Source organism: Acidovorax sp. JMULE5 (genome assembly GCF_013376875.1).
Taxonomy (GTDB): Bacteria; Pseudomonadota; Gammaproteobacteria; order Burkholderiales; family Burkholderiaceae_C; genus Acidovorax; species Acidovorax facilis.
On the sequence record NZ_CP035951.1, the window covers coordinates 3,104,056 to 3,127,558 of the forward strand.

Here is a 23,503-nt window from a genome sequence, read left to right on the forward strand (position 1 = left end):
CTCCATGCGTCCCCACCTGCTGCAAGACACCACCCTGCGCTACTTTCTGGCCGTGGCGCAGAGTGGATCGCTCACTGAGGCTTCGGCCCGGCTGCATGTGGCCGCCTCGGCGCTGAGCCGCCAGATCGCGGGGCTGGAGGCGCAGCTGGGCACGCCCCTGTTCGAGCGTCACCCGCGCGGCATGGTGCTCACGGCGGCGGGCGAGATCCTGGCGGTGCACGCACGCCGCACCGTGCTGGACGCCGAGCGCGCACTGGGCGAGATCGGTGCGCTGCAAGGCCTGCGCGCGGGGCAGGTGCGCCTGGCCACGTCCGACGCATTTGCCAACGAGCTCGTGCCGCGCCTGTGCGTGGAGTTCCAGCGCACGTACGCCGGGGTGCAGTTCAGCGTGATCGCCTTGCCCACGGCCCAGGTGCCCGACGCCGTGCGCAGCGGCGCGGCCGACATCGGCCTGTGCTTCAGCCGCGCGCCGCACAAGGACATCGACGTGGCCTACCGCCAGAGCGCCCCGGTGCTGGCCCTGCTGCCGCCCGGCCACCCGTTGGCCAGCGCAGGCAGCGTGACCCTGGCGCAGATGGCCGAATACCCTCTGGCGCTGCCCCCGCCCGAGACCACGGTGCGCCAGATGATCGACATCGTCTGCAGCCGCCAGGGCCTGCAGCTCGACGCCGTGCTCATCAGCAACCACGCCAAGACGGTGGTCAACTTTGTGCAACTGGGCGGCGGCCTGTCCGTGGCCAGCGAGATCGCCGTGCGCCACCTGGTGGCCGAAGGCGCCATCGTGGCCCTGCCCATCAGCGACCCCGGCATGGACCTGCGCGACATCGAAATCCAGACCCTGGCCGGGCGCAGCCTGCCGGTGGCGGCGCAGGCGTTTCTGGAGCTGCTCAAGGAACGGCTACCGCAGCAGTGGTAGCCCTTGGCGTCGGTTATCCGGCGTGCTGGTCATCACCCGGCAGCCCCAGGCGAATCGGCCCCCCGGGCACCGTGGCATCCACCGGCACCCCGCCGCGCCAGCAAGGCGAACATTTGTGCCTCCACGTCTGCGTCGGTCATGGCATGCCGGCAATGCTGCAAACCCTGCTCAGTAACCGTGCTGCGCGCGAAAATCCCGCGCCTTGCCAAAGTGCCCGTTGCCAATAAAAGGGACAGGCGGGCGCAGTGCCGACAGCGGCGAGGGGTGGTTGGATGTGAGCACCAGGTGCCCGCGGTCTGCGGGAATCCACGCGCGCTTGGACTGGGCGTGCGAGCCCCAGAGCATGAACACCACAGGGCGCGGGCCCTCGGCCACGTGGCGGATGACGGTGTCGGTCAGTTCCTCCCAGCCCTTGCCTGCATGGCTGGCGGCCTGGCCCTCTTCCACCGTGAGGCAGGTGTTGAGCAGCAGCACGCCGTTCTTCGCCCACTTGACCAGGCTGCCGCCGGGGTTCGGGAACGGGGGGAAGGCCACCCCCAGGTCGCGCTGCATTTCCTTGAAGATATTCTGCAGCGAGGGCGGCAGGCGCACGCCCGGCGCCACCGAAAACGCCAACCCCTCGGCCTGGCCCCGGCCGTGGTACGGATCCTGCCCCAGGATGACCACGCGCACGTCCTCAGGTGGCGTCAGCTCCAGCGCCCGCAGCGGCTGGGGCGGAAAGATCGCCGCACCCGCCTGCAGCCGCGCCTGCAAGAACGCGAGCAACGCCTGCCCGCGTGCGCCAGCAAAAAAGGCGTCCGCCAACGGCTGCCAGTCGGGCGCCACGGGCCAGTCGGCGGGGTTGGCGCTTTGGAGTTGGGCCGGGGTCTGGGGAGTTGAATTCATGGTCAAAATAGGCTCTAGCGCTTTACCATCAAGCGCAAGCAGCTATTAAAACAGGAGTTTTCACCCTCTCTCACTCAAAGAGCTTGGCCAGGGCCAGGCCCGGATCGTCCGCCCGCATGAAGGCTTCGCCCACCAAGAAGGCGTGCACACCTGCGTCGCGCATGGCCTTCACATCGGCAGGCTTCAAGATGCCCGACTCGGTGACGAGAAGCCGGTCCGCAGGCACGTCCTTGAGCATGGAGAGCGTGGTGTCCAGCGTGACCTCGAACGTGCGCAAGTTGCGGTTGTTGATGCCGACCAGCGGAGTCTTGAGCTTCAGAGCCCGCTCCAGCTCCGGCCGGTCATGCACCTCCACCAGCACCGCCATGTCCAGGCTGCGTGCAATGGCCTCGAAGTCGGCCATCTGGGCGTCGTCCAGGCTGGCCGCAATCAGCAGGATGGCGTCGGCGCCCATGGCGCGCGATTCGTAGATCTGGTACGCATCCACCATGAAATCCTTGCGCAGCACAGGAAGCAACGTGCTGGCGCGGGCTTGTTTCAGGTAGTCGGGCTGGCCCTGAAAGAACTGCCGGTCGGTCAGTACCGACAGGCAGGCCGCGCTCACCTTGCCATCGCCTTCCATATAGCTCTGGGCAATGTCAGCAGGCTCGAAGTCAGCACGCAGCACGCCCTTGCTGGGGCTGGCCTTCTTGATCTCGGCAATCACCGCCGCCTGGCCCTTGGCGATCTTGGCGCGCAGCGCGCCTTCAAAGTCGCGGGTGAGCACACGGCTCTCGGCGTCGGCGCGCATGGCTTCAAAGGACAGGCGCTTTTTGGCTGCCGCTACTTCTTCGTGCTTGACGGCGACGATTTTGTTGAGGATGTCACTGCTCATGGTGCGCGGCCTTTGGGTTGTCGGTTTCGGTGTCGTCGGACTCAGGGGAGCCCTGTTTCAGAATTTTGGTGAACACGCGGTGCATCACAAACCCGGCCACGATGAAAAGGGCAGAGATGCCCAGTGCAATCCAGGTGCCAGGGTCGCGCCACATGGCCGTGTCAGGCCGCCGTGGCCAGCGCGTGCGTGCGCGTGACCACCTGCTCCAGCTTGGCCAGCGCGGCGCCCGACGCAATCACGGCCCGGGCCTTGGCCAAGCCTGCGGGCACCGAATCGACCACATTGGCGGCATACAGTGCCACGCCCGCGTTCAGGCACACGATGTCTTGCGCGGGGCCAGGCTCGCCCTTGAGCACGCCGATCAGCATCTCCCGCGACTGCTCGGGCGTCTCAACCTTGAGCGCGCGATTGCTCGCCATCGGCAGGCCAAAGTCCTCAGGGTGGATTTCGTACTCGGTGATCTGGCCGTTTTTCAACTCACCCACCAAAGTGGCAGCGCCCAAGCTGACTTCGTCCATGCCATCACGGCCGTACACCACCAGCGCGTGCTCGGCGCCCAGGCGCTGCAGCGCGCGCACCTGGATACCGACGAGGTCGGGGTGGAACACGCCCATCAGGATGTTGGGCGCACCGGCCGGGTTGGTCAGCGGGCCCAGGATGTTGAAGATGGTGCGCACGCCCAGTTCCTTGCGCACCGGGGCCACGTTCTTCATGGCGGGGTGGTGGTTGGGCGCGAACATGAAGCCGATGCCGACTTCAGCGATGCACTGGGCGATCTGCTCGGGCTTGAGGTTGATGTGGATGCCCAGGGCCTCCATCACATCGGCGCTGCCGCTTTTGCTCGACACACCGCGCCCGCCATGTTTGCTGACCTTGGCGCCCGCTGCGGCGGCCACGAACATCGAGCAGGTGGAGATGTTGAAGGTGTTGGCGCCGTCGCCGCCCGTGCCCACGATGTCCACCATGTGGGTCGCGTCCTTGACGTGCACCTTGGTACTGAACTCGCGCATCACCTGCGCAGCGGCGGTGATCTCGCCGATGGTTTCCTTCTTCACGCGCAAGCCGGTGATGATGGCTGCGGTCATGACGGGCGACAGCTCGCCATTCATGATGAGGCGCATCAGATGCAGCATTTCGTCATGGAAGATTTCGCGGTGCTCGATGGTGCGCTGCAGCGCTTCCTGGGGAGTGATGGGCATGACGGTGTCTCCTGGGGTGGCGGTCAAGCCGCCGGTTGATCAGTAAAGGCCAGCTTGAGTCCGAAGCCGATGAACATGGCGCCCGCCACGCGGTCCAGCCAGTGCATGCCGCGCTGGATCACCGTGGCGCGTCGCGCCATCCATGATGCCGCCAGCGCCCAGCCCACATTGACGGGGATGGCGTTCACGTTGAACAGCACGCCCAGCAGCACAAAGGCCAGCGCCTTGTTGTCGGTGCCCGGCGCGATGAACTGCGGCACAAAGGCCAGGAAGAAGATGGCGACCTTGGGGTTGAGCACATTGGTCCAGAAGCCCCCCAGGAACACCTTGCGAAGTGACGTTTGCTGCACAGGGGCGGCCTGCGCCGCCGCCAGCGCGGCCGTGTTGCCATTGTCGGCACCAGGCTTGGACAGCAGCATGCGCACGCCCATCCACATCAGGTAGGCCGCGCCGATCCACTTGAGCACCGTGAACGCCGTGGCCGAGGTGGCCAGCAGCGCGCCCACGCCTACGGCGGCCGCAAAGATGTGCACAAAACAACCGGCCGTGATACCCAGCCCCGCCACGATGCCCGCGCGTGTGCCGGAGCGCAGCGCGTTGGTCACGATGTAGAGCACATCGGGCCCGGGCGTGAGGTTGAGCAGCCAGCCGGCCGCGATGAACATGAGCAGTTGATGAAGTTCGGGCATGGGTGTGTCTACCAGCGTCGGTCAGGTTCCAGGCGGTGCAGGAAGGTTGTCAGCGAATCGCGCGGGGGCTGCACCGCATGCGCGGCCAGGATGCGCCCCGCCGCCCCCCGGTGGTAGGTGCCATGCACGACGAGGTGGTTCAGGATCTCGCTGCGCGACATGCGCCCGGTGTCGCCGTCGGTGAAGCGGAAAGCCACGGACTCAGCCAGCTGCGCATCATCCAGCCCGCCCACGTACTGCACATACCAGTCGTCCGACACGCGCACGGCCTCGCTCAAGGTGGCCAGCTCCGGCGTCTCCTCGGTGTTGGTGGCCTGGTAGGTGGTCTGGGGCAGACCCTGCAGGTGGCTGGCAAAGATGCGGTCCACCACGTAGGTGTGGTTCAGGATGCGCAAAAACAGCCGGTAGTCGTCGGCAGGCAGCGCACCTTGCGATGCCGCGCCCAGTGCCAGCAGTTCCTGGTTGGCCCAACGCTTGTACTGGAAAAGCTGGGCCAGGCCCTGGGGGGCTGTCATGCGCGCTGCTCCAGAAAGTTCTTGAGCATGGCGTGGCCGTGTTCGGTGAGGATGCTTTCGGGATGGAACTGCACGCCTTCGATCGGCAGCGTCTTGTGGCGCACGCCCATGATTTCGCCGTCGTCGGTCCAGGCGGTCACTTCGAGCACATCCGGGCACGTGGCGCGCTCGATGGCGAGGGAGTGGTAGCGGTTGACGGTGAACTGCTCGGGCAGCCCGGCAAACACGCCCTTTTGCGTGGTGGTGATGACGCTGGTCTTACCGTGCATCAGCTCCTGCGCGCGGATGATGTTGCCGCCGAAGGCCGCGCCGATGCTCTGGTGGCCCAGGCACACCCCAGGATGGGCAGCTTGCCGGCAAAGTGCTTGATCGCTGCCACCGAGATACCGGCCTCTGCAGGTGAGCAAGGCCCGGGCGAGATGACCAGGCGGTCAAGCTGGCCCGCGTTCAGGCGCGCCTCGATCTCGGCCACGGTGATCTCGTCGTTGCGGAACACCTCGACCTCGGCGCCCAGTTCACCAAAGTACTGGACGATGTTGTAGGTAAAGCTGTCGTAGTTATCGACCATCAAGAGTTTCATGCGGCGCTCCCGGCAGTGGCGGGCTCGCGCAGGCGGGCGAACTCGCGGTGTTCATAGGCAATGCAGACTTCCATGAGGCTGCGGTAGATGGCTTCGATCACGTCGGCATCGCCGCCTTCGGCCTGGGCACGTTCGCGCACGCGGTCCACGATGGCCTGGATGCGGGCTTCGTCGCGCACCTGTTCCACACCTTGCTTGATGCGGGCGGCCTGGGTCATGTAGCCCACGCGCTCGACCAGCAGGGGCACCAGCACATCGTCCAGCGCGTTCACTTCGCGGCGCACGTCCTGCATGGTGGTGCAGGCCTTCACTTTGGCGATGGCCTTGGGGTCACGGATCGTCATTCCAGGCCCTCCTCAACCAGTTCGGCGGCGCGCAGCAGCGCGCGGGCCTTGTGCTCGGTCTCTTTCCATTCCAGCTCGGGCACCGAATCCGCCACCACACCGGCAGCCGCCTGCACGTAGAGCGTGCCGTTTTTGATGATGCCAGTGCGGATCGCAATGGCCACGTCCATGTCGCCCGCGTAGCTGAGGTAGCCGCAGGCGCCGCCATACAGGCCGCGCTTGGTGGGTTCGAGCTGGTCGATGAGTTCCATGGCGTGCACCTTGGGCGCGCCGGTGAGCGTGCCTGCTGGGAAGGTGGCCTTGAGCACATCCATGCTGGTCATGCCGTCGTGCAGGATGCCTTCCACGTTGCTCACGATGTGCATCACGTGGCTGTAGCGCTCCACTGCAAAGGCCTCGGTCACCTTCACGGTGCCGGTTTTGGCGATGCGGCCGATGTCGTTGCGCGCCAGGTCGATGAGCATCACGTGCTCAGCACGTTCCTTGGGGTCGTTGATGAGTTCGACCTCGGTGGCCTTGTCCTTCTCGGGCGTGGCGCCACGCGGGCGGGTGCCGGCCAGGGGGCGGATGGTGACCTTGGTGCCTTCGTCGGTCTTCTCTTGCCTCACCAGGATCTCGGGGCTGGCGCCCACCACATGGAAGTCGCCAAAGTCGTAGAAATACATGTAAGGCGACGGGTTCAGCGAACGCAGCGCGCGGTACAGGCTCAGGGGGCTTTCGGTGTAGCGCTTGTGGATGCGCTGGCCCACCTGCACCTGCATGAAGTCACCGGCAGCAATCAGGTCCTTGGCGCGGTTCACGGCGGCCAGGTAATCGGCCTTGGCGAAGTCGCGCTGGGCGGGGTGGCTTTCGGTGGCCTTCACTACCGGAGCGCTCACCGAATATTTCAGTTGCTCCTTCAGATCGCGCAGGCGCTTCTTGGCCTTGGCATAGGCCTCGGGCTGGGCAGGGTCGGCGTAGACGATGAGGTAGAGCTTGCCCGAGAGGTTGTCGATGACGGCCAGTTCCTCGCATTGCAGCAGCAGGATGTCGGGGCAGCCCAGGGTGTCGGGTGGGCAGGTGGTCTCCAGCTTCTTTTCGATGTAGCGCACCGCGTCGTAGCCAAAATAACCGGCCAGGCCGCCGCAGAAGCGCGGCAGGCCGGGGCGCAAAGCCACTTTGAAACGCTTTTGGTAGGCCTCGATGAAATCGAGCGGGTTGCCTTGTGCGGTCTCGACCACCTGACCGTCGGTCACCACCTCGGTCTTGGCCTGGTCGCCAAAGCCGCTGGCGCGCAGCAGGGTGCGGGCGGGCAGGCCAATGAAGCTATAGCGCCCGAAGCGCTCGCCGCCCACCACGGATTCCAGCAGGAAGCTGTGCTTGCCGCCGTCTTTGGTGTGCGCCAGCTTCAGGTAGAGCGAGAGGGGGGTTTCCAGGTCCGCAAAGGCCTCGACCATGAGCGGAATGCGGTTGTAGCCTTCGCTGGCCAGGCTTTTGAATTCAAGTTCTGTGATCACGGGGAGGGCTCCCAGCTGTCGCAGCGCGTGTCCCTGTCAATGAAAAAGGGGCGCTGCGGTCCATTCAATCGGCCTCACCGCATCGGGGTGGAGGCCACGGGTGCACGCTGGGGCTGCTGCCCAGGTGCCATCAGGCGTTCAAAGCGACAGGCTGACGCCAGGGCCAGGCTCCCCGGTCGCTGCAACCTGTGATGAACACGTGGTGAATGAACATGGGCCAAAGTGTAGCAAAGCTTTTTTCATGGCCTGAGTTGACGACTCTCAAGGCGAGATCGCACAACCACTCGAAAACCCTGTTGCGGCCCGACAGGAGCGCTGCAACAATTTGAAACGAACGACCGTTCTTTTTTAGGAGTTGCGCATGAAGTTTCTCCAGCGATGTGCCGCAGCAGCCGTGGCCTGCCTGTTGGCGGCCGGTGCTATTGCCCAGCCCATCACCGTGGCAGACGTCAAGTATGAAGAGACGAGCAGCCTGAGTGGCAGCAGCCTTCAGCTCAATGGCGCAGGGGTTCGCTACAAGGCCGTCTTCAAGGTGTACACCGCAGGCCTGTACCTTGAGAAAAAGGCCTCGACCCCCGCTGAAATCATGGCCCTGAAGGGCCCCAAGCGCATGAGCATCACCATGCTGCGCGAGATCGACTCCACCGAGCTGGGCAAGCTGTTCTCGCGTGGCATGGAGGACAACATGGACCGCGCAGCGTTCTCCAAGCTCATCCCGGGCGTGCTGCGCATGAGCCAGATCTTCTCGGACCACAAGAAGCTGCAGGCGGGCGACCAGTTCATGATCGACTGGATACCAGGTACCGGCACGGTGATCACGGTCAAGGGCAAGCCCCAGGGCGAGCCTTTCAAGGAGCCGGAGTTCTTCAACGCGCTGCTGGGCATCTGGCTGGGCAATGTGCCCGCCGACTGGAAGCTCAAGGACGCCCTTCTGGGCAAGCCTGCGTAACCCCCTGGGACAAACCCCGAGGCACTTCCGCCCGGGGCTGTCCCGCGCCCGACAGACGCGCTCCCTACTCGGGAGTAGCCTTTGGACCAGCGAGCACATCCGCCCCTCACTGACGAAACAACGGCCTCTTGCTGCGCGCACCCCGCAGTCACTGATGCCACGGCCTGAACCGAGTTTTTCGCGCTACCCGCGCCCCGCAACGAGCCGTCTGTAACGCCCCCAATTTTCTGCCCCCAGATACCTTTTTGCGCCAGACCCCACCATGAAACTCAGCAACCTTTCCGTCGGCCTGCGCCTGGGCGCGTCGTTCGGTGCCATCCTGCTCATCACCGCGTTGATTGCCGCCACCGGCATGTGGCGCATCGCGAGCCTGCAAGGCGCCAGCGAACGCGTGGCCACCCAGGAGATCGAGCAGCAGACCCTGGTGGAGAACTGGGCATCCGACATCCGCCTGAACTGGGTGCGCACCGAGGCCTTCCTCAAGGCCATTGACCGCGACTACATGGAAAAGCTCACGGCCGACACGCAGGCCACAGCCAAAGGCATCGAGGGCAAGGTCCAGCGCATCGAAGGCCTGGTACAGGGAGACAAGAACCGTGCGCAACTGGCCACCATTGCCGCCGCCAGCAAGGCCTACAACGACAAGCTCGCCGAGATCCGCGAACTGCACCGTGGTGGCGAGCCCAATGTGCCCACGCTGGTGGACAAGGACTTGCGCCCTCTGGCAGACAAATACCTCCAATCCCTTGACGACCTGCACGCTGCCATGGCCACGCAACTGGCCGACAGCCAGAGCGACACCAGCACGCTGGCCAAGGCCAGCCAGGTGTTGCTGGGCGTGGGCACACTGATAGCCGTGGCACTGGGCGCGCTATTGGCCTTCACCGTCACACGCTCCATCGTGCAACCTGTGCAGCGGGGCAAGCAGGCGGCAGAGAACATTGCCGACGGCGACCTGACCCACCCCATCGAAGCCAGCGGCAACGACGAAACCGGCCAACTGCTGCAGGCGCTGGCCACCATGCAATCGCGCCTGGCCACCATCGTCGGCAATGTGCGCCACAACGCAGAAGGCGTGGCCACCGCCAGCGTCGAAATTGCATCTGGCAACAACGACCTCTCGGCACGCACGGAACAGCAAGCCTCAGCCTTGCAGCAGACCGCCGCATCCATGGAAGAACTTGGCTCCACGGTGCGCCAGAACGCCGACAACGCGCGCACGGCCAATCAGCTCGCCATGAGCGCATCCACCGTGGCCCAACAGGGAGGCGATGTGGTGGCCGAAGTGGTCGAGACCATGAAGGGCATCAACGACAGCAGCCGCAAGATCGCCGACATCATCAGCGTCATCGACGGCATCGCCTTCCAGACCAACATCCTGGCCCTGAATGCTGCCGTGGAGGCTGCGCGCGCGGGCGAACAGGGGCGCGGCTTTGCCGTGGTGGCCGGGGAAGTGCGCAGCCTCGCTGGGCGCAGCGCTGAAGCCGCCAAGGAGATCAAGGGCCTGATCGGCACCAGCGTGGAGCGCGTGGAGCGCGGCACAGCCCTGGTGGACAAGGCCGGCGCCACCATGAGCGAAGTGGTTGCATCGATCCGCCGCGTGACGGAGATCATGGGCGAGATCAGCGCAGCCAGCAGCGAACAGAGCCAGGGTGTCTCGCAGGTGGGCGAAGCCATCACGCAGATGGACCAGGCCACGCAGCAGAACGCGGCCCTGGTGGAGCAAAGCGCAGCAGCGGCCGACAGCCTCAAGACACAGGCGGGGCAACTGGTAGATGCGGTGGCGGTCTTCCGCCTCTCAGCCAACGCCACCCGCCACGGCGATGCAACGCCCGCCCCCGTGCGCGGCAGCAGCATCAGCGCATCGCGGCTGGACTACCGCGCCGTGGCGCCGCGCCAGTTACCCGCCTGAGATCGGCTCAGATCAGCTGCGCCAGCGAATCCACAAAACCATCGGCATCCACGGCCCGAACGGGCGCGCCGTGGTTGTAGCCGTAGGTGACCAGCACCACGGGGCACCCGGCCGCGCGGGCAGCCTGCGCGTCGTTGCTGGAATCGCCCAGCATCAGCGTGCGCGCGGGGGCAGTGCCCAGCGCTTCGCAGGTCTTGAGGAGGGGCAGAGGATCGGGCTTCTTGCGCTCGAGGGCGTCACCGCCAAACACTTTCTCGAAATACCCATCGAGGCCCTTGGACTTCAGAAGCGGCAGCGCAAAGTCCGTGGGTTTGTTGGTCAGGCAGGCCAGGCGCAGCCCCCGGGCACGCAGCGCCTTCAGGCCGTCCTCTACACCCCGGTAAACCCCTGCAAACTGGCCGTTGATCGCCAGGTAGTGGCGCTGGTAGCTGGCCCAGGCTGCAGGATAGTATGCTTCGCTTTTTATAGCATCTTGCGCAATACCATCAAGCGCTAGCACGTGTTTTAGCACTGATCGCAGCAAATGCTCCGAGCCTTTGCCCACCATGTGTTCGATGTGCAGGGCCTCGATGGCCGGCAGGGCCAGCTCACGGAGCATGCGATTGATCGCCTCGTTGAAATCCCCCATGGTGTCCACCATGGTGCCGTCCAGGTCCACGATGACGGCATCTACACGGGACAGCAGAGAAGACAACATGGGGTCGGCGGCGTGGGACATAAGGCAGAAAGACGGAAGAAGAAGTTGCCCAAGTTTAAGGAACCGATGAAGCCTTCTTCCTCCCGCCCACCCTGCACTCAGCGCAAGCTCAGCGTCTGCCGCTTCCACGCAGGGTCTTGCCAGCGCTGAAACAAAGGCAGCGCCGCCACATCCCCTGTGACCCGCTCAGTGGTCAGGCCGTCCAACCGCACCACCTCAAAGCTCTTGCGGTAGCGCCCCTGGCCCCGCGCCTCGCGTGCCACCAGCATCTGCTGTCCGCCGGGCACCCATCCGGCCCATTCGGCAACACCGGTTTCTGGCGTGGTGGCCGCTGGCGGCAGCACATCGGCGAGCCAGCCGCCTTCGGTCTTGCGCAGCACCCACAGCTCGCGCCAGCCTTCCAGGGGTTGCACGGCCAGGGCCACCGCCGTGCCTTCGCGGTTGGTGCTGGCCGATGCGGCCCAGACCACGCCATAGGTGCAACGGCGCAGCAGCGGGGCCTGGGCCGTGTGCTGGGCATCCACCAGCAGCACACAGGTTTCGCCCGGAGCGCCGGGCTCGGTCACCAGGGTCGGGCGGGCTGTTTTGGACGGGGCCGCTGGCGCGGTAGTGGGCACCAGTGCCCAGCGCACCGCACTCACCCGCATGGCAGCGTCGTTGTAGGCGCTTTGATCCTCGTCGGGCAGGTCGGCCTTGCTCACGCCGGTGAACTCGATCAGCGCGCGCGCGGCAGCGGCAGCCACCGTTGGATCTGCAACATTTTTGCGCGCCTGCTCGAAAGCCGTGGCGCCCCACACACTGGCGCGGCGCATCTGCACGCGGTTGCGCAGGTAGGGCGGCAAGCCGGCAACGTCCACACGCTCCAGCACATCGACCTGCCAGGCGTGCACCCTGGCGCGTTCGTGGGCTGGCAGGTCGGGGTTGATGCACTCTGGCCGCGTCAGCGCCAGGGCAGCGCGGGCGCGCTGGGCGGCATCGGCCACCGGCATGGCCAGCACGCGGCGAAAGGCTTCGCCTTCATAGCAAACCTGCATGCGGCCCTCCACCTCATAGGTGGCAAAACGCACGCCGTAGGCATTGGCCACATCCAGGTGCGCCGACAGCGTGGCCCCCGAAGCCTTGCCCGGCACGGCCACCGAGGCGCGACGTGCAAGCCGGTCGGCGAACGTGCCCAGCGCATCAAAAGCCTGCGCACCCTCGACACCCGCCAGCAGCTGGCCGGGAGCCGCCTGCAGGTACGCGGCGGTGAGGCCAATCCCCAGCGCCTCAGCACCCGGCGTGTCTTGCATGAAACGCAGCACAGCCAGCAAAGCGGGGCCTTCGGCCTCGGTAAGGACCACGCGGCGCACATCGCTGGCGCGGATGAAACCGCCGCGCTCACGCTTGTGGTCCCACACCTGCAGGTAATCCAGGCGCTCGCCGCGCACCTCCAGCACCTCGCCCTGCCACAGGCTGGCCTGCTGCTGGGCGCCATCGCGCGGCGCGGCACGCAGGCTGGCCTGGTCCTGCACCACGATGGCACTGCCCAGGGCATTGACCGAAGCAGGAGGCACAGCGGCAGAGGCCACCGTGACTGCAGCGCTGGCGACCGCTGCAATGAAGGTCAAGGTCGTGAGATTCATGTTCAGTGCTCCGTAGCCTGAGCGGTGGAGGCGTCGTCGGCCACGCCCGCAGCCTGTACAACACCGGCTTGCGCATTGCGACTGCCGCCCAGCAGCGCCGCGCCGATGAAATCACCGTTGGTCGGAGGCGGCGCGATGATGACCTGGATCTTGTCGGAGAGCTTGTCGGCCAGCGTCTTCTGGATGAGCAGCGGATGCTTGGTCACCAGCGCTCCTTCGCGCGCCATCTGCTCGGCGTTCACCTTGCCAATGCGGTCCATGCGGTAGGCCTCGGCCTCGGCCAGCTTCTGGCGAGCGTCCGCCTCGCCGTTGGCTTCGATGCGGCGGGCCTGGGCGTTGCCCTCGGCGGCCTTGATGCGCGAAACCTTCTCGGCTTCGGCCTCCAATTGGCGTTGCTCGATCTGGCGCTGCTTGAAGGGCAGCACGTGTTTCATGGCCTCTTCCTGGGCGCGGGCGGCGATCACCTGCTCGCGGGCCGCAGCTTCGGCGGCTACCTCGCGGCGGACCTTGTCGGCATTGGCGTCGAGTTCGGTCTCCTTCACACGCTTGTCTTTCAGCTCCAGCGTGTAGCGCATCTTCTCGGAAGCCAGTTCCTCGGCCAGCAGGCTGTCCATGCCACGGCGGTACTCGGCGGGCAGGTCCACCTTGCCGATCTGCACGTGGCGCAGCAGCACGCCGTCGGCGGCCAGGCGCGTGCGCAGTTCGGTCTCGATGATTTGTGCGATCTCGGCGCGCTTGGACGAGAAAATTTCACGCACGGTGTAGCGGGCAAACACCTTGTAGACCAGCCCCTGCACAGCGGGCGCCACGATATCGGCGTCCACATCATCGGGCAGGCGGCCAGCCTTGACGGTTTCGGAGGCAGGATCGAGTGCGTAGCGCACGCTCAGGTCGAGCCCGAACGACAGGCCTTCCACCGATTGCAGGGGTGCGCTGCCATTGGCCTGGCGCATGGCTTCAGGGCGGTAGCTCTGGTCCCGCAGAGAGAAGATACGCACACTGTGCAGGCCCGGAACCACCCACATGCTGCCATCACGCCACTGGCTCACCGAACCGGTGAACTGGTTCATGCGGACCGCCAGCTCACCCTGGCCCAGCTGCTGCACAGGCGGGTGGCGAAGCACAAGGCCCCCTGCACCGACCACCACGGCACCGGCCACCATCCAGCGCACCGTGCTGGCCGTGGGCAGCAGGTAGGCCCAGTGGATGCGCCCTGCGTCCACGTCTGCGGATGCTGGCATGGCAGCTTCCGTCTGCGAAGGTGCCGCGTCTTGCGGCCATTCGCCGCTGGCGTCCAGCGGGCGGGGGGCGGCATTGCGGCCACGCAGGGCTTGCACGATGCGGTTCCAGGCGGTTTTCATGGTGGTTCTCTCTCTCGGTAGGGTGAAGTTGTTGTCTGCTTCTGAGCCGTCCGATCGGGCTGCTCATTGGGGACTGATTCTTCGGATTCACCCCGGAAGCAACAACGCAGCGCGCACCCCAAAGCCCTCACACCCACCGCACAAACCCTCCGGGCCCGGAAGAAACCTTCACACCGGGCAAGCAAGGCGCCCCGGATAATCGACGCACCCTTACTCCGCGCCCCGCCCATGACCCGTATTGCCGTGATCGAAGACGACCTGCCCACCAGCAACCAGCTGGCGGGCTGGATTGCCAGTGCGAAGAGCGGGATCGTGATTGACCAGTGGTTCACGCGCGACGACGCCGAAGCAGCCCTGGCGCGCGAGCACTACGACGCCGTGGTCCTTGACATCGAACTGGGCCGTGAGCGCCATGCGGGCGTGGCGCTCATCAACGCCATCAACAAGCGCCGTCAGGGCACACCGGTGCTGGTGGTGTCGGCCATGCCTGCGGCCATCTACCGCAGCATCATGAAAGCACTGGACGCGTGGGACTACCTGCAAAAGACCACGTTCGAGGAGGCCGACTTCATCGAGACCTTTCTCGACATCCTGCGCACCACGCAGGCACAGACTCCGACTCGCGCAACACCCGCCCCGGTGGGCGATGCGCTGGTGCTGGACCCGCTGTGGCAGCGCTCTCCCACCTGGCGCGGCGAGCGCATCAACCTGCCGCTGACGGCCCAGCGCATCCTGGCCACGCTGCACCAGCGCAGTGGCGAGGTGGTGTCCTACGACGAACTTTTTGAGGTGGTGAAAAGCGGGCGCAACCGCGACAACGTGCGCAAGCACGTCAGTACCATCCGCGAGGCCCTGCGCGAGGTGGACCCCGCCTTCGAAGGCATCGAGAACGTGCCCATGCGCGGCTTTCGCTGGACAGGCAAGTGAAGCGTATGCTTCGCCACCCCGCGCTGGAGATGCCCCGCCTGGGGCTGCCCGCCTTCCGGTTGCGGATTCTGGTGCGCGGTGTGTTTGTGCTGCTGGCGCTGGCCACCGTCGCGCTGAGCGTGGTGCTGCTCAAGGAAGAAAAGGAGCGTGGCTGGCAGAGCTACCAGCACGGCTTCGCGCGCAGCCAGTCCGAGGTCATGGCCCGTCTGCGCCACCCCTCTGGGCAGCTGGCCTTGCTCAATGCGGGCAACCGTGGCGCAGCCCCCGCGCCGCTGGCGCCGCTGCTGCTGCCCTATGCGGCGCTGGACTTTGACGACCAGAACAAGGCCCAGCAGGCTGTGGAGATGGCAGGCTGCGCGGTGCAGTACCCCGACGGCTCGTCGGTCTGCGCGGGCATCGGCAACAACCCCTACGCTGGCGGCTTCATTTACCTGGTGGGCAGCTTCTACGCGGGCGAGCTGGTGCCGCGCGAACGTGGCGCTCTGGATATGCAGGCCGTGCACCGCGCCCGCATCACGCTGGACATGCGCGGCGCTACCTACCGCTGGGTGGCGCCTTTTGAAGCACTGCCACCCCAGGGCACGATCAGCACCCGGGGCCGCCTGACTGGATTCGTGGACAGCGGAGAAGAGTCCCTGGATGCCCGGGCGCGGCCAGTGCGGGATTTTCGCGGCTGGCTCTGGCAGAACGGCCAGTGTCGCGACCTCGCGGGCACTGCGCCCGATTGCCTGCGCCGCACTTTTTACTCCATTCGCCTCCCGGTGGAGCTGTTCCGCGAAGCGCTGTTTGACAAGCAGCGCCTGGTCTGGCCGCCACAGGATCTTGGCAACATGCGCGTGCGGGTGGAAATGCTGGCGCCCGGCACAGGCGCGGCGCTGTTCGACAGCAATGCCCCCGGTGCCCAGGCTGCGGCTTCGCTGGCGGAGGTGGCGCGCACCCTGCTGCCCGGCGAACAGGTGCAGATCCGCAAGCTGGGCACGAGCGACAGCGAAGCGATCACGCTCAAGGGTTCCGAAGTGCAGGCAGACCCGTCGGCGCCCTGGCTGCTGCGCCTTATCAGCTGGCTGCCGCTGGAGTGGCAAGCCGCTGGCGATCATCAGGCGCAGCCGGTACCGGCCGGCCTCGACATTCTGGACACCCCGGCGGGCAACTATGCCGTGACCTTTACCGGCAACCTGCGCGGCGTGGAGCAGGGCCTTGCCGCCGTGGCCACCCGCATGTCGTGGTACCTGGGCGCTATGCTCGCGGCCATCGCGCTAGCTTGGCTGGTGGTGGAGGTGGGCCTCATCCGCCGCGTAACCGCCCTCACCCGCCGCGCGGCAGCAGTTTCGTACAACGTGCAGGACGGGCACATCGGCCCGCGCCTGGGCGACCTGGACGTGTCGGACCTGCGCGGATCGGACGAGCTGGGTATTCTGGCTGGCGGCCTGGCCGACCTGCTCCAGCGTGTGAAGGACGATATCCAGCGCGAACAGTTGCGCGCCCAGCAGGAGCGCGACATGTGGCATGCCGTGGGGCACGAGATCATGTCCCCCTTGCAATCACTCATGGTGCTGCACGGCAGCGCCGACGACCCGGGCCACCGCTACATCCAGCGCATGCAACAGGCCGTGCATGTGCTGTATGGCACGGCCTCCCCTGCGGAGGCCTTGCAGGCGGCCGACGTGCCGCAGGGTCGACTGGACCTGGATGCCTTCCTGCGCCACGTGGCCAACAACGCGCACTTTGCAGGCATCGACAACGTGGTCTATGAAGGAGGGGCGGGCCCGGTCATCGTTCGGGCGGACGAATATGCATTGGAAGACGTGGTGACCCACATCCTGCGCAATGCCGACCGCTACCGCCCACCGGGCACGGCCATCACGCTGACGCTGGCGGCCTCCGAGTCGACGGCCAGCGCCACGCTGCGCAACCAGGGTGTCACCATTGCCGAGGATCTGCTGGGGCGCATCTTTGAGCTGGGGGTGTCCGACCCCAGCCTTCCCATGCCCGACGGCGAGAGCGGGCACCGGGGCCAGGGCCTGTTCGTGGCCAAGACCTACATGGCCAAGATGGGCGGCACAATCAACGCGCGCAATACGGCCGACGGCGTGGCCTTCGTCCTGACTTTTCAGCGCCTGGGCTGACCAGGCCCGAAACGCGCGCCCCGCGCACGGCAGGGGGCGGCACTGTCCGACAGGGACGCGCAGCAGGGGGGCCTACCCTGCAGGCATACGTTCAGACCACCGTCTGCGATTGCCCCAGGAGCCCTTTCATGAACCGCATTCCCTTTGCCCCCCCCTCTTCACCGCCGCCTTGTTGCTGGCATGCGCGGGTGTATCCGCACAAACGCCGCCTCAGGACGCGCGGGCACGCTATGAGCAGGAGCGGGAAAAGTGCATGACCAACAACACCCAGGACAGTCTGGCCACCTGCCTGCGCGAGGCCAACAACGCGCTGGATGCTTCGCGCAAGGGCGATCTGAGCAACCCTGGAGCCGCCGCAAACGACAACGCCACACAGCGTTGTGCTGCGTTCCAGACGGCTGCCGACCAGGCTGATTGCATGCGCCGTGTGCAAAGCAGCCCGGCGAGTGGCTCGGTGTCCGGCGGCGGCGTGTTGCGTGAATCGACCACCACGACGATCACTGTGCCTGCGCAACAATAACCAAGCTCCAGGAAGGCGTGGTCTGTGAAAACGCCCCCGCGCAAAGTCTGCGCAGCGGCTAAGGAGATCACCCCAGTTCTGCTCGCATCGCGTCGATGACGCCTTGGTAGTCCGGCTTGCCAAAGATGGCGCTTCCCGCCACAAAGGTGTCAGCACCCGCATCGGCCACGCGGCGGATGTTGTCGGTCTTGATGCCGCCATCCACTTCCAGGCGGATGTCCTTGCCCGAGGCGTCGATGCGGCGGCGCACATCTTCAATCTTGCGCAGCGCAGAATCAATGAAGCTCTGGCCCCCAAACCCGGGGTTGACGCTCATGATGAGAATGAGGTCGATGTCGTCGATTACCCAGTCCAGCACATCCAGCGGCTCGGCCGGATTGAACACCAGGCCGGGCTTGACGCCCTTGGAACGGATGGCCTGGATGCTGCGGTGCACATGGCCCGAGGCGTCGGGGTGGAAGCTGATGTAGTCCGCACCCGCGTCGGCAAACGCGGAGGCCAGGGCGTCCACCGGCTGGATCATCAGGTGCACATCGATCGGTACGGCCACACCGGCGGCGGTCTTGGCATGGGGCTTGAGCGCCTGGCACACCATGGGGCCGAAAGTGAGGTTGGGCACGTAATGGTTGTCCATCACGTCGAAGTGGATCCAGTCTGCACCAGCGGCAATGACATTGCGCACCTCTTCACCCAGGCGGGCGAAGTCGGCAGAGAGGATGGAGGGGGCGATTCGGAATGTGCGGCTCATCCTCCGATTGTCGCAAAGCGCAGAAGCCCTGGGGTTTTACCCCACGGGCATGCACTTTTTACGAATCTCCACGGTTACCATTCGCCCCATGCCAAAGTACCAGTTTGACGTGGAAGTGCTGCCCGAATACCTGCCCGAGCAGTCTGCGCCGGACACGGGGGTGTTCAGCTTCGCTTACACCATCACCATCACGAATTCCGGGGAAACGCCTGCGCAGCTGATTTCGCGCCACTGGATCATCAGTGACTCCCGGGGCCACACCGAAGAGGTCAAGGGCCTGGGTGTGGTGGGCCACCAGCCGCTGCTCAAGCCAGGGGAATCGTTCCAGTACACCAGCGGTTGCCGGCTGCGCACCTCCAGCGGGACCATGCACGGCACCTTTCACTGCGTGGCCGAAGATGGCGAGCCTTTCAACAGCCCGGTGCCGTTGTTCGTGCTGGAGGCGATCAGCCACGGCCCTTCGGGCGAACCTTTCAGCGGCCGGGTGCTGCATTGAAGCGCTATTGCCCCCACACTCCCCACTCCATGTGGTCGCTGCCCCCCAAGGGGGCCGCTTTTCATCTTGGGGCGGCCCGGCGATGAAAAACACCCCCCATTCCGACCTGGCCAGCATTCTGGCGGCTCTCGACCCGGCCGCTGAACTGGCCCATCGCCATCTGTGGCTCATCCACCTGCTGGACTGGGTGCGCGGCAAGCGCGATTCGGTGCCTGCCGCTGTGGGCCGGGTGCAGCTTTTCATCGATGCGGTCGCGGCGCGGCCCGACCTCCAGCAGCGGCTGCAAGCCTGGTGGGCCACCTTGGTGGGCCAGGTCGATGTCACCACCTTGCTGGCCGATTTTGGCTTTGCGCCCCGCACTGCGCTGGTCAGCGAGATGGCGGAGCGCCTGCGCACCAAGCTGCTGCCGGGAAGCCCAGAGACCATCGACGCGTCCGAGCTTTTCATGCTGGCGCTGCCCGGCGCTTTTGACGCCCAGTGGCTCGCGGCGCTCGACGAAGCCCAGCTGAACCGGCTGGTGGAGTTGCTGGCTTCCCCGGGTGGCAACAACAGCCCCGGTGGCGCCACGCGCTGGCACCGCGCCCTGCTCGACGCCATCACCTACTGCGCGGGGCAGATTCTCTCGACCGGCTTTGCCCCCGAACTCCGTCTGCGCATGAGCGAATCCGCGCGCGAGGCGCAGCCTTTTCATGCACTGATCCGCGATGTGGAGAGCCTGCGCGTGGAGGTGCTGCATGCGCTGCGCACGCCTGACCGGCTCAACGAGTCGGCCCAGCGCCTGCGCGAGCGCCTGGAGGCCTGCCGCGCGGCGGCGGCCACCGTGTACACACATTTCGAAGACAACGGCATTTCAGTGGGCCTGGTCTTTCGCCTGCGGCAGCTGCGCGAGCGCATCCTGCGCGTGCGCGAATTGCTCGACTGCCTGCTGTCGGCCCAACCAGCCGTCACGGCGGCGCAACTCATGGCGCACCTGGTGATGGTGGGACAAGAGCGGCGCAGCCTGCGCGCGTTGCTGGCGTCCAACTCCTCGCTGCTGGCGGCCAAGGTGGCCGAGCGCAGCGCCGAGACGGGCGAGCACTACATCACCCGCACAGGCACCGAATACCGCGCCATGCTGCGCAAGGCGGCGGGCGGCGGTGCGCTGATGGCGTTCACCACACTGACCAAGTTCGGCCTCCATGCGCTTGCGCTGTCGGCGTTCTGGGGCGGGTTCATGGCGGGGGTCAACTACGCCGTGAGCTTTGTGCTGATCCAGCTGTTGCACTTCACGGTGGCCACCAAACAACCCGCCATGACGGCGCCGGCCATGGCAGCCAAGCTCAAGGAGCTGGGCTCGGGCGGCGCGATCGAGGCGTTTGTGGATGAGATCACGCACCTGGTGCGCTCCCAGGTGGCTGCCGTGCTGGGCAATGTGCTGGTGGTCTTCCCAGCCGTGCTGGCGCTGGCCACCCTGATTGCCCTGGCCACGGGCGGCCCCGCCATCAGCGTGAAGGAGGCAGAGCATGTGCTCGCATCCTTGCACCTGCTCGGGCCTTCGCTGTTTTTTGCGGCCTTTACCGGGGTGCTGCTGTTTGCATCCAGCATCATTGCGGGCTGGACGGAGAACTGGTTTGTGCTGCACCGCATGGACTCGGCCCTGCACTACAACCCGCGCATCACGGCGTTGCTGGGCGGCGAGCGCGCCGCGCGCTGGGCCCGCTTCCTGCGCGAAAACCTCTCGGGCCTTACGGCCAATGTCTCGCTGGGTTTCATGCTCGGCCTGGTGCCCGCGTTTGCCGCTTTTTTTGGGCTGGGGCTCGATGTGCGCCACGTCACGCTGTCCACCGGCCAGGTGGCTGCCGCCAGCGCCGCACTGGGCCTGCAGGTGCTGCATTTGCCCGCGTTCTGGTGGGCTGTGGCCTCGCTGCCGTTTCTGGGCGCGCTGAATGTTTCGGTCAGTTTTTACCTGGCCTTCAGCCTGGCGCTGCGCGCGCAAAACGTGAGCGGTGTAGACCGCTCGCGCATCTACGCCGCAATTCGCGCCCGCCTGCGCAGCGCGCCCCTGAGCTTTTTTGTGCCAGCGCGGCAAGCCAGCGTTGGTGTATCGTCGCAGGCCTGACGGCGGGCAACCGCCGCATCTGTCCTACATGGCCGGAATGTTTCCGCCTGTAAATTCGGGGCACCAACGCCCAAGCGCACCCCCTCCCATCTGCGGAGGGCCTGTGCGCGGGCCCCTTCACACCAACGGGCACCGCCCGTCTGACGCAGAGGTTCCATGACATGAACGAAATCCTGACCTTCTGGGCGCAGTGGCTGCGCCCCTCGGCCGGGTTGCCCACGGTGCAATGGTCGCTGCTGCTGGCCGTGGCCGCCATGGCGGGCTATCTCACGCAGCGCCACACCGGCCTGCCCAAGGTGCTCGGCTATTCGCTGGTAGGCACCGCCGCCGGGCTGGCGGGCTTCAGCGGTGCCGTGTGGCCGCTGCAGGGCATTGGCCTGTTCCTGCTGGAGCTGGGCATTGCCCTGGTGCTCTTTGAATGTGGTGGCCGCATTCCGCTGCGCTGGTTCCGCCACAACCCGATGGTGCTGGTGCAGAGCATTGCCGAATCGGTGCTGACCTATTTCGCCGTGTACTGGGTGCTGGTGTGGCTGAACCTGCCCACCCAGGTGGCCGGCCCGCTGGCGCTGGTGGCGCTGGCCGCATCGCCCGCGGTCCTCACCCGTGTGGTGGCCGACACCCGCGCCGCCGGGCCCGTGACGGAACGCGCCATCGTGCTCACCACGCTCTCTACGCTGTACGCGCTGACACTGGGCAGCGCCAAGGCCGAATTGATCAACCGCCAAAGCGTCACCATGGTGGAGACCGTGTACCCCGTGATGGTGGTGCTGGGCGTCTCTATCATCGTGGCCGCCGTGCTGGCCCTGGTGCTGCGCATGGCGTTGCGCTTCATGAGCCCCACGAGCGAAAACACCTCCATGCTGTTTCTGGCATTGGTCGCGGCGGGCACCGCCGTGGCAGCGCACATGGGGGGCTCGGCGCCGCTGGCCGCACTGCTGGGCGGTATGCTGCTCAAGCAACTCAACCCGCGCCCCTGGGCCTGGCCCCGCCAGCTGGGCAACGCGTCGTCACTGCTCACCATGCTGATGTTTGTGCTGGTCTCTACGGTGGCGGCGCAGGCCGACTGGAGCGCCCCGGTGGCCGGCGTGGTGCTGGCCCTGATTGCCGTGCGCCTGGTGGCCAAGGCCACCGGCGTGGCACTGGGCAACGTGGGCAGCGGTGCGAGCTGGAAGCAGGCACTGTGGGTGGGCTGCGCGATGACACCGATGTCGTCCATCGCACTCTTGATCGCCTCGCAGTTCGTGCTGGCCTCGCCTTCCACCGGCCATGTGATTGCCGGTGTGGCGCTGCCGGCCATTTTGCTGATGGAGGTGCTGGGCGCCGTGATCGCCACCGTGGCCATTTACCGTGCGGGCGAAAGCTCCAAACCCTGGGCGCCATTGACCCGCAGCAACAACGGAGAAAACAGCCGTGAGTCTTGAAGCCTTCAACCATTCCGAACCGCTGACGCTGGGTGTTGAGCTGGAGCTGCAGCTCGTCAACACCAACGACTATGACCTGGCCCCCTATGCCGAGGACATGCTGCGCCTCATGAAGAAAACCCCGCTGCCCGGCAGCGTGGTGCCCGAGATGACGAACAGCATGATCGAGATATCGACCGGCATCTGCCACTCGGCCAGCGAAGTGCTGGGCCAGCTCACGCCCATCCGCGATGCGCTGGTGAAAAGCGCTGACAAGCTCAACATCGCCGTGGTGGGCGGTGGCACGCACCCCTTCCAGCAGTGGCACGAGCGGCGCATCTACGACAAGCCGCGTTTTCGTGAGCTGTCCGAGCTGTATGGCTACCTGTCCAAGCAGTTCACCATCTTCGGCCAGCACGTGCACATCGGCTGCCCCGACGCGAACGCCGCGCTGCTCATGCTGCACCGCATGTCGCGCTACATCCCTCACTTCATCGCACTGTCGGCATCCAGCCCCTATGTGCAGGGCCAGGATACGGCCTTCGACTCGGCACGCCTGAACTCGGTGTTTGCGTTTCCGCTGTCAGGCCGCGCCCCCATGGCCCTGACCTGGGATGACTTCACGGTTTACTTCGACAAGATGACGCGCACCGGCGTGGTCAAGAGCATGAAGGACTTCTACTGGGACATTCGCCCCAAGCCCGAGTTCGGCACCATCGAGATCCGCGTGTTCGACACGCCACTGACCATTGAGCGCGCTGCCGCACTCGCGGGCTACGTGCAGTCGCTGGGCGCGTGGTTTCTGGCCGACCAGCCCTTCATGCCCGCCGAAGACGACTACCTTGTGTACACCTACAACCGCTTCCAGGCCTGCCGTTTTGGCATGGATGCGGTGTATGTAGACCCGGCTACGGGCGACCACATGCCGCTGCGCGAGCACATCCTCAAGACCATGGACAAGATCGCCGGACACGCCGCCGTGCAAGGCGCATCAAGCGCCATGCACATGCTGCGCACCGAAGCGGAAGCGGGCCAGAACGACGCGCGCTGGCTGCGCGAGCGCCAACGCGAAGAGCAATTGCTGGCCGAAGTCAGCCGCCAGGCAGCGCAGCGCTTTCGCGGCGCACCAGCCTGAGCGCGCCTCGCACC

Annotated in this window: 22 protein-coding genes and 1 pseudogene; 10 read left to right on the plus strand and 13 right to left on the minus strand. The window is 65.9% G+C overall.

Annotated elements, in window-relative coordinates:
- The first annotated feature begins 4 nt into the window (after positions 1 to 4).
- Positions 5 to 916 (plus strand): LysR substrate-binding domain-containing protein, encoded by a 912-nt coding sequence (locus tag EXV95_RS14090; RefSeq protein ID WP_176887324.1) that lies wholly within the window; start codon positions 5 to 7, stop codon positions 914 to 916.
- A 168-nt stretch (positions 917 to 1,084) separates the two neighbouring features.
- Here the strand turns inward: EXV95_RS14090 and EXV95_RS14095 are convergent, their stop codons facing one another.
- The 9 genes and pseudogenes from EXV95_RS14095 to trpE all read right to left on the minus strand — a co-directional run bounded on the left by EXV95_RS14095 (position 1,085) and on the right by trpE (position 7,498).
- The gene (locus tag EXV95_RS14095; protein ID WP_176887325.1) at positions 1,085 to 1,801 is read right to left on the minus strand and encodes a uracil-DNA glycosylase; all 717 of its coding nucleotides are present in this window, start codon (positions 1,799 to 1,801) and stop codon (positions 1,085 to 1,087) included.
- Positions 1,802 to 1,871: 70 nt separating this feature from the next.
- Positions 1,872 to 2,675 carry an indole-3-glycerol phosphate synthase TrpC gene (trpC, locus tag EXV95_RS14100; protein WP_176887326.1) on the minus strand — a complete coding sequence of 268 codons (804 nt, stop codon included), beginning with the start codon at positions 2,673 to 2,675 and terminating at the stop codon, positions 1,872 to 1,874.
- Complete coding sequence (locus tag EXV95_RS14105; RefSeq protein ID WP_176887327.1) at positions 2,665 to 2,829, minus strand: hypothetical protein; 165 nt, start codon at positions 2,827 to 2,829, stop codon at positions 2,665 to 2,667. Before EXV95_RS14105 ends, trpC begins: the two co-directional genes overlap by 11 nt.
- A gap of 7 nt (positions 2,830 to 2,836) precedes the next feature.
- On the minus strand, positions 2,837 to 3,874 hold the full coding sequence (trpD, locus tag EXV95_RS14110) for an anthranilate phosphoribosyltransferase (RefSeq protein ID WP_176887328.1): 1,038 nt from the start codon (positions 3,872 to 3,874) through the stop codon (positions 2,837 to 2,839).
- Positions 3,875 to 3,897: 23 nt separating this feature from the next.
- Entirely contained in the window at positions 3,898 to 4,563 is a 666-nt protein-coding gene (locus EXV95_RS14115) for a LysE family translocator (protein ID WP_176887329.1), read from the minus strand.
- A gap of 8 nt (positions 4,564 to 4,571) precedes the next feature.
- Positions 4,572 to 5,078, minus strand: coding sequence for a DinB family protein (locus EXV95_RS14120; RefSeq protein ID WP_176887330.1), 507 nt, complete (start codon positions 5,076 to 5,078; stop codon positions 4,572 to 4,574).
- Positions 5,075 to 5,658 (minus strand): annotated as a pseudogene (locus EXV95_RS14125) (aminodeoxychorismate/anthranilate synthase component II). Before EXV95_RS14125 ends, EXV95_RS14120 begins: the two are co-directional and overlap by 4 nt.
- The gene (locus tag EXV95_RS14130) at positions 5,655 to 6,002 is read right to left on the minus strand and encodes a chorismate mutase (RefSeq protein WP_176887331.1); all 348 of its coding nucleotides are present in this window, start codon (positions 6,000 to 6,002) and stop codon (positions 5,655 to 5,657) included. Before EXV95_RS14130 ends, EXV95_RS14125 begins: the two are co-directional and overlap by 4 nt.
- Positions 5,999 to 7,498 (minus strand): anthranilate synthase component I, encoded by a 1,500-nt coding sequence (trpE, locus tag EXV95_RS14135; protein ID WP_176887332.1) that lies wholly within the window; start codon positions 7,496 to 7,498, stop codon positions 5,999 to 6,001. The genes EXV95_RS14130 and trpE overlap by 4 nt, the downstream gene beginning before the upstream one ends.
- A gap of 361 nt (positions 7,499 to 7,859) precedes the next feature.
- On the opposite strand from trpE, the gene EXV95_RS14140 reads away from it, so the two are divergent.
- Positions 7,860 to 8,447, plus strand: coding sequence for a chalcone isomerase family protein (locus EXV95_RS14140; protein WP_055395601.1), 588 nt, complete (start codon positions 7,860 to 7,862; stop codon positions 8,445 to 8,447).
- 262 nt (positions 8,448 to 8,709) lie between these two features.
- Positions 8,710 to 10,359 (plus strand): methyl-accepting chemotaxis protein, encoded by a 1,650-nt coding sequence (locus EXV95_RS14145; protein ID WP_176887333.1) that lies wholly within the window; start codon positions 8,710 to 8,712, stop codon positions 10,357 to 10,359.
- Between the two features lie 7 nt (positions 10,360 to 10,366).
- On the opposite strand, the gene gph is transcribed toward EXV95_RS14145, so the two are convergent.
- The 3 genes from gph to EXV95_RS14160 form a co-directional block, all read right to left on the minus strand.
- A complete protein-coding gene (gph, locus tag EXV95_RS14150; protein ID WP_176887334.1) occupies positions 10,367 to 11,077 on the minus strand; it encodes a phosphoglycolate phosphatase in 711 nt (236 codons plus the stop codon).
- 77 nt (positions 11,078 to 11,154) lie between these two features.
- Positions 11,155 to 12,678 (minus strand): hypothetical protein, encoded by a 1,524-nt coding sequence (locus tag EXV95_RS14155; RefSeq protein ID WP_255484740.1) that lies wholly within the window; start codon positions 12,676 to 12,678, stop codon positions 11,155 to 11,157.
- 2 nt (positions 12,679 to 12,680) lie between these two features.
- The gene (locus tag EXV95_RS14160) at positions 12,681 to 13,919 is read right to left on the minus strand and encodes an SPFH domain-containing protein (protein ID WP_370460268.1); all 1,239 of its coding nucleotides are present in this window, start codon (positions 13,917 to 13,919) and stop codon (positions 12,681 to 12,683) included.
- Between the two features lie 348 nt (positions 13,920 to 14,267).
- Here EXV95_RS14160 and EXV95_RS14165 point away from each other — a divergent pair, with 348 nt between their 5' ends.
- The 3 genes from EXV95_RS14165 (at position 14,268) to EXV95_RS24945 (ending at position 17,612) form a co-directional block, all read left to right on the plus strand.
- Entirely contained in the window at positions 14,268 to 14,966 is a 699-nt protein-coding gene (locus EXV95_RS14165) for a response regulator transcription factor (protein WP_176887336.1), read from the plus strand.
- 5 nt (positions 14,967 to 14,971) lie between these two features.
- Positions 14,972 to 17,092 (plus strand): HAMP domain-containing sensor histidine kinase, encoded by a 2,121-nt coding sequence (locus EXV95_RS14170; RefSeq protein WP_255485018.1) that lies wholly within the window; start codon positions 14,972 to 14,974, stop codon positions 17,090 to 17,092.
- A gap of 253 nt (positions 17,093 to 17,345) precedes the next feature.
- Positions 17,346 to 17,612 carry a hypothetical protein gene (locus tag EXV95_RS24945; protein WP_255484741.1) on the plus strand — a complete coding sequence of 89 codons (267 nt, stop codon included), beginning with the start codon at positions 17,346 to 17,348 and terminating at the stop codon, positions 17,610 to 17,612.
- 67 nt (positions 17,613 to 17,679) lie between these two features.
- On the opposite strand, the gene rpe is transcribed toward EXV95_RS24945, so the two are convergent.
- Positions 17,680 to 18,360 carry a ribulose-phosphate 3-epimerase gene (gene rpe, locus EXV95_RS14180; protein WP_176887337.1) on the minus strand — a complete coding sequence of 227 codons (681 nt, stop codon included), beginning with the start codon at positions 18,358 to 18,360 and terminating at the stop codon, positions 17,680 to 17,682.
- Between the two features lie 88 nt (positions 18,361 to 18,448).
- On the opposite strand from rpe, the gene apaG reads away from it, so the two are divergent.
- From apaG to EXV95_RS14200, 4 genes are all read left to right on the plus strand, one after another.
- On the plus strand, positions 18,449 to 18,856 hold the full coding sequence (gene apaG, locus EXV95_RS14185) for a Co2+/Mg2+ efflux protein ApaG (RefSeq protein WP_055395585.1): 408 nt from the start codon (positions 18,449 to 18,451) through the stop codon (positions 18,854 to 18,856).
- Between the two features lie 82 nt (positions 18,857 to 18,938).
- A complete protein-coding gene (locus EXV95_RS14190) occupies positions 18,939 to 20,954 on the plus strand; it encodes a site-specific recombinase (RefSeq protein ID WP_176887338.1) in 2,016 nt (671 codons plus the stop codon).
- 161 nt (positions 20,955 to 21,115) lie between these two features.
- Positions 21,116 to 22,375, plus strand: a complete 1,260-nt coding sequence (locus EXV95_RS14195; RefSeq protein ID WP_121421423.1) for a cation:proton antiporter — start codon at positions 21,116 to 21,118, stop codon at positions 22,373 to 22,375.
- Positions 22,365 to 23,489, plus strand: a complete 1,125-nt coding sequence (locus EXV95_RS14200) for a YbdK family carboxylate-amine ligase (RefSeq protein ID WP_055395579.1) — start codon at positions 22,365 to 22,367, stop codon at positions 23,487 to 23,489. The genes EXV95_RS14195 and EXV95_RS14200 overlap by 11 nt, the downstream gene beginning before the upstream one ends.
- Positions 23,490 to 23,503: the final 14 nt, after the last annotated feature.

Excerpts from the sequence above, each read along its gene's own strand:
- EXV95_RS14145 (WP_176887333.1), top strand. The coding sequence starts at position 8,710 with ATGAAACTCAGCAACCTTTCCGTCGGCCTGCGCCTGGGCGCGTCGTTC.
- EXV95_RS14120 (WP_176887330.1), bottom strand. The coding sequence starts at position 5,078 with ATGACAGCCCCCCAGGGCCTGGCCCAGCTTTTCCAGTACAAGCGTTGG.
- EXV95_RS14095 (WP_176887325.1), bottom strand. The coding sequence starts at position 1,801 with ATGAATTCAACTCCCCAGACCCCGGCCCAACTCCAAAGCGCCAACCCC.
- EXV95_RS14115 (WP_176887329.1), bottom strand. The coding sequence starts at position 4,563 with ATGCCCGAACTTCATCAACTGCTCATGTTCATCGCGGCCGGCTGGCTG.
- rpe (WP_176887337.1), bottom strand. The coding sequence starts at position 18,360 with ATGAGCCGCACATTCCGAATCGCCCCCTCCATCCTCTCTGCCGACTTC.
- EXV95_RS14155 (WP_255484740.1), bottom strand. The coding sequence starts at position 12,678 with ATGAATCTCACGACCTTGACCTTCATTGCAGCGGTCGCCAGCGCTGCA.
- EXV95_RS14190 (WP_176887338.1), top strand. The coding sequence starts at position 18,939 with ATGAAAAACACCCCCCATTCCGACCTGGCCAGCATTCTGGCGGCTCTC.
- EXV95_RS14195 (WP_121421423.1), top strand. The coding sequence starts at position 21,116 with ATGAACGAAATCCTGACCTTCTGGGCGCAGTGGCTGCGCCCCTCGGCC.
- EXV95_RS14130 (WP_176887331.1), bottom strand. The coding sequence starts at position 6,002 with ATGACGATCCGTGACCCCAAGGCCATCGCCAAAGTGAAGGCCTGCACC.
- EXV95_RS14140 (WP_055395601.1), top strand. The coding sequence starts at position 7,860 with ATGAAGTTTCTCCAGCGATGTGCCGCAGCAGCCGTGGCCTGCCTGTTG.
- gph (WP_176887334.1), bottom strand. The coding sequence starts at position 11,077 with ATGTCCCACGCCGCCGACCCCATGTTGTCTTCTCTGCTGTCCCGTGTA.
- EXV95_RS14160 (WP_370460268.1), bottom strand. The coding sequence starts at position 13,919 with ATGCCAGCATCCGCAGACGTGGACGCAGGGCGCATCCACTGGGCCTAC.
- EXV95_RS14105 (WP_176887327.1), bottom strand. The coding sequence starts at position 2,829 with ATGTGGCGCGACCCTGGCACCTGGATTGCACTGGGCATCTCTGCCCTT.
- EXV95_RS14090 (WP_176887324.1), top strand. The coding sequence starts at position 5 with ATGCGTCCCCACCTGCTGCAAGACACCACCCTGCGCTACTTTCTGGCC.
- EXV95_RS14165 (WP_176887336.1), top strand. The coding sequence starts at position 14,268 with ATGACCCGTATTGCCGTGATCGAAGACGACCTGCCCACCAGCAACCAG.
- EXV95_RS14170 (WP_255485018.1), top strand. The coding sequence starts at position 14,972 with ATGCTTCGCCACCCCGCGCTGGAGATGCCCCGCCTGGGGCTGCCCGCC.
- trpD (WP_176887328.1), bottom strand. The coding sequence starts at position 3,874 with ATGCCCATCACTCCCCAGGAAGCGCTGCAGCGCACCATCGAGCACCGC.
- trpC (WP_176887326.1), bottom strand. The coding sequence starts at position 2,675 with ATGAGCAGTGACATCCTCAACAAAATCGTCGCCGTCAAGCACGAAGAA.
- apaG (WP_055395585.1), top strand. The coding sequence starts at position 18,449 with ATGCCAAAGTACCAGTTTGACGTGGAAGTGCTGCCCGAATACCTGCCC.
- EXV95_RS24945 (WP_255484741.1), top strand. The coding sequence starts at position 17,346 with ATGACCAACAACACCCAGGACAGTCTGGCCACCTGCCTGCGCGAGGCC.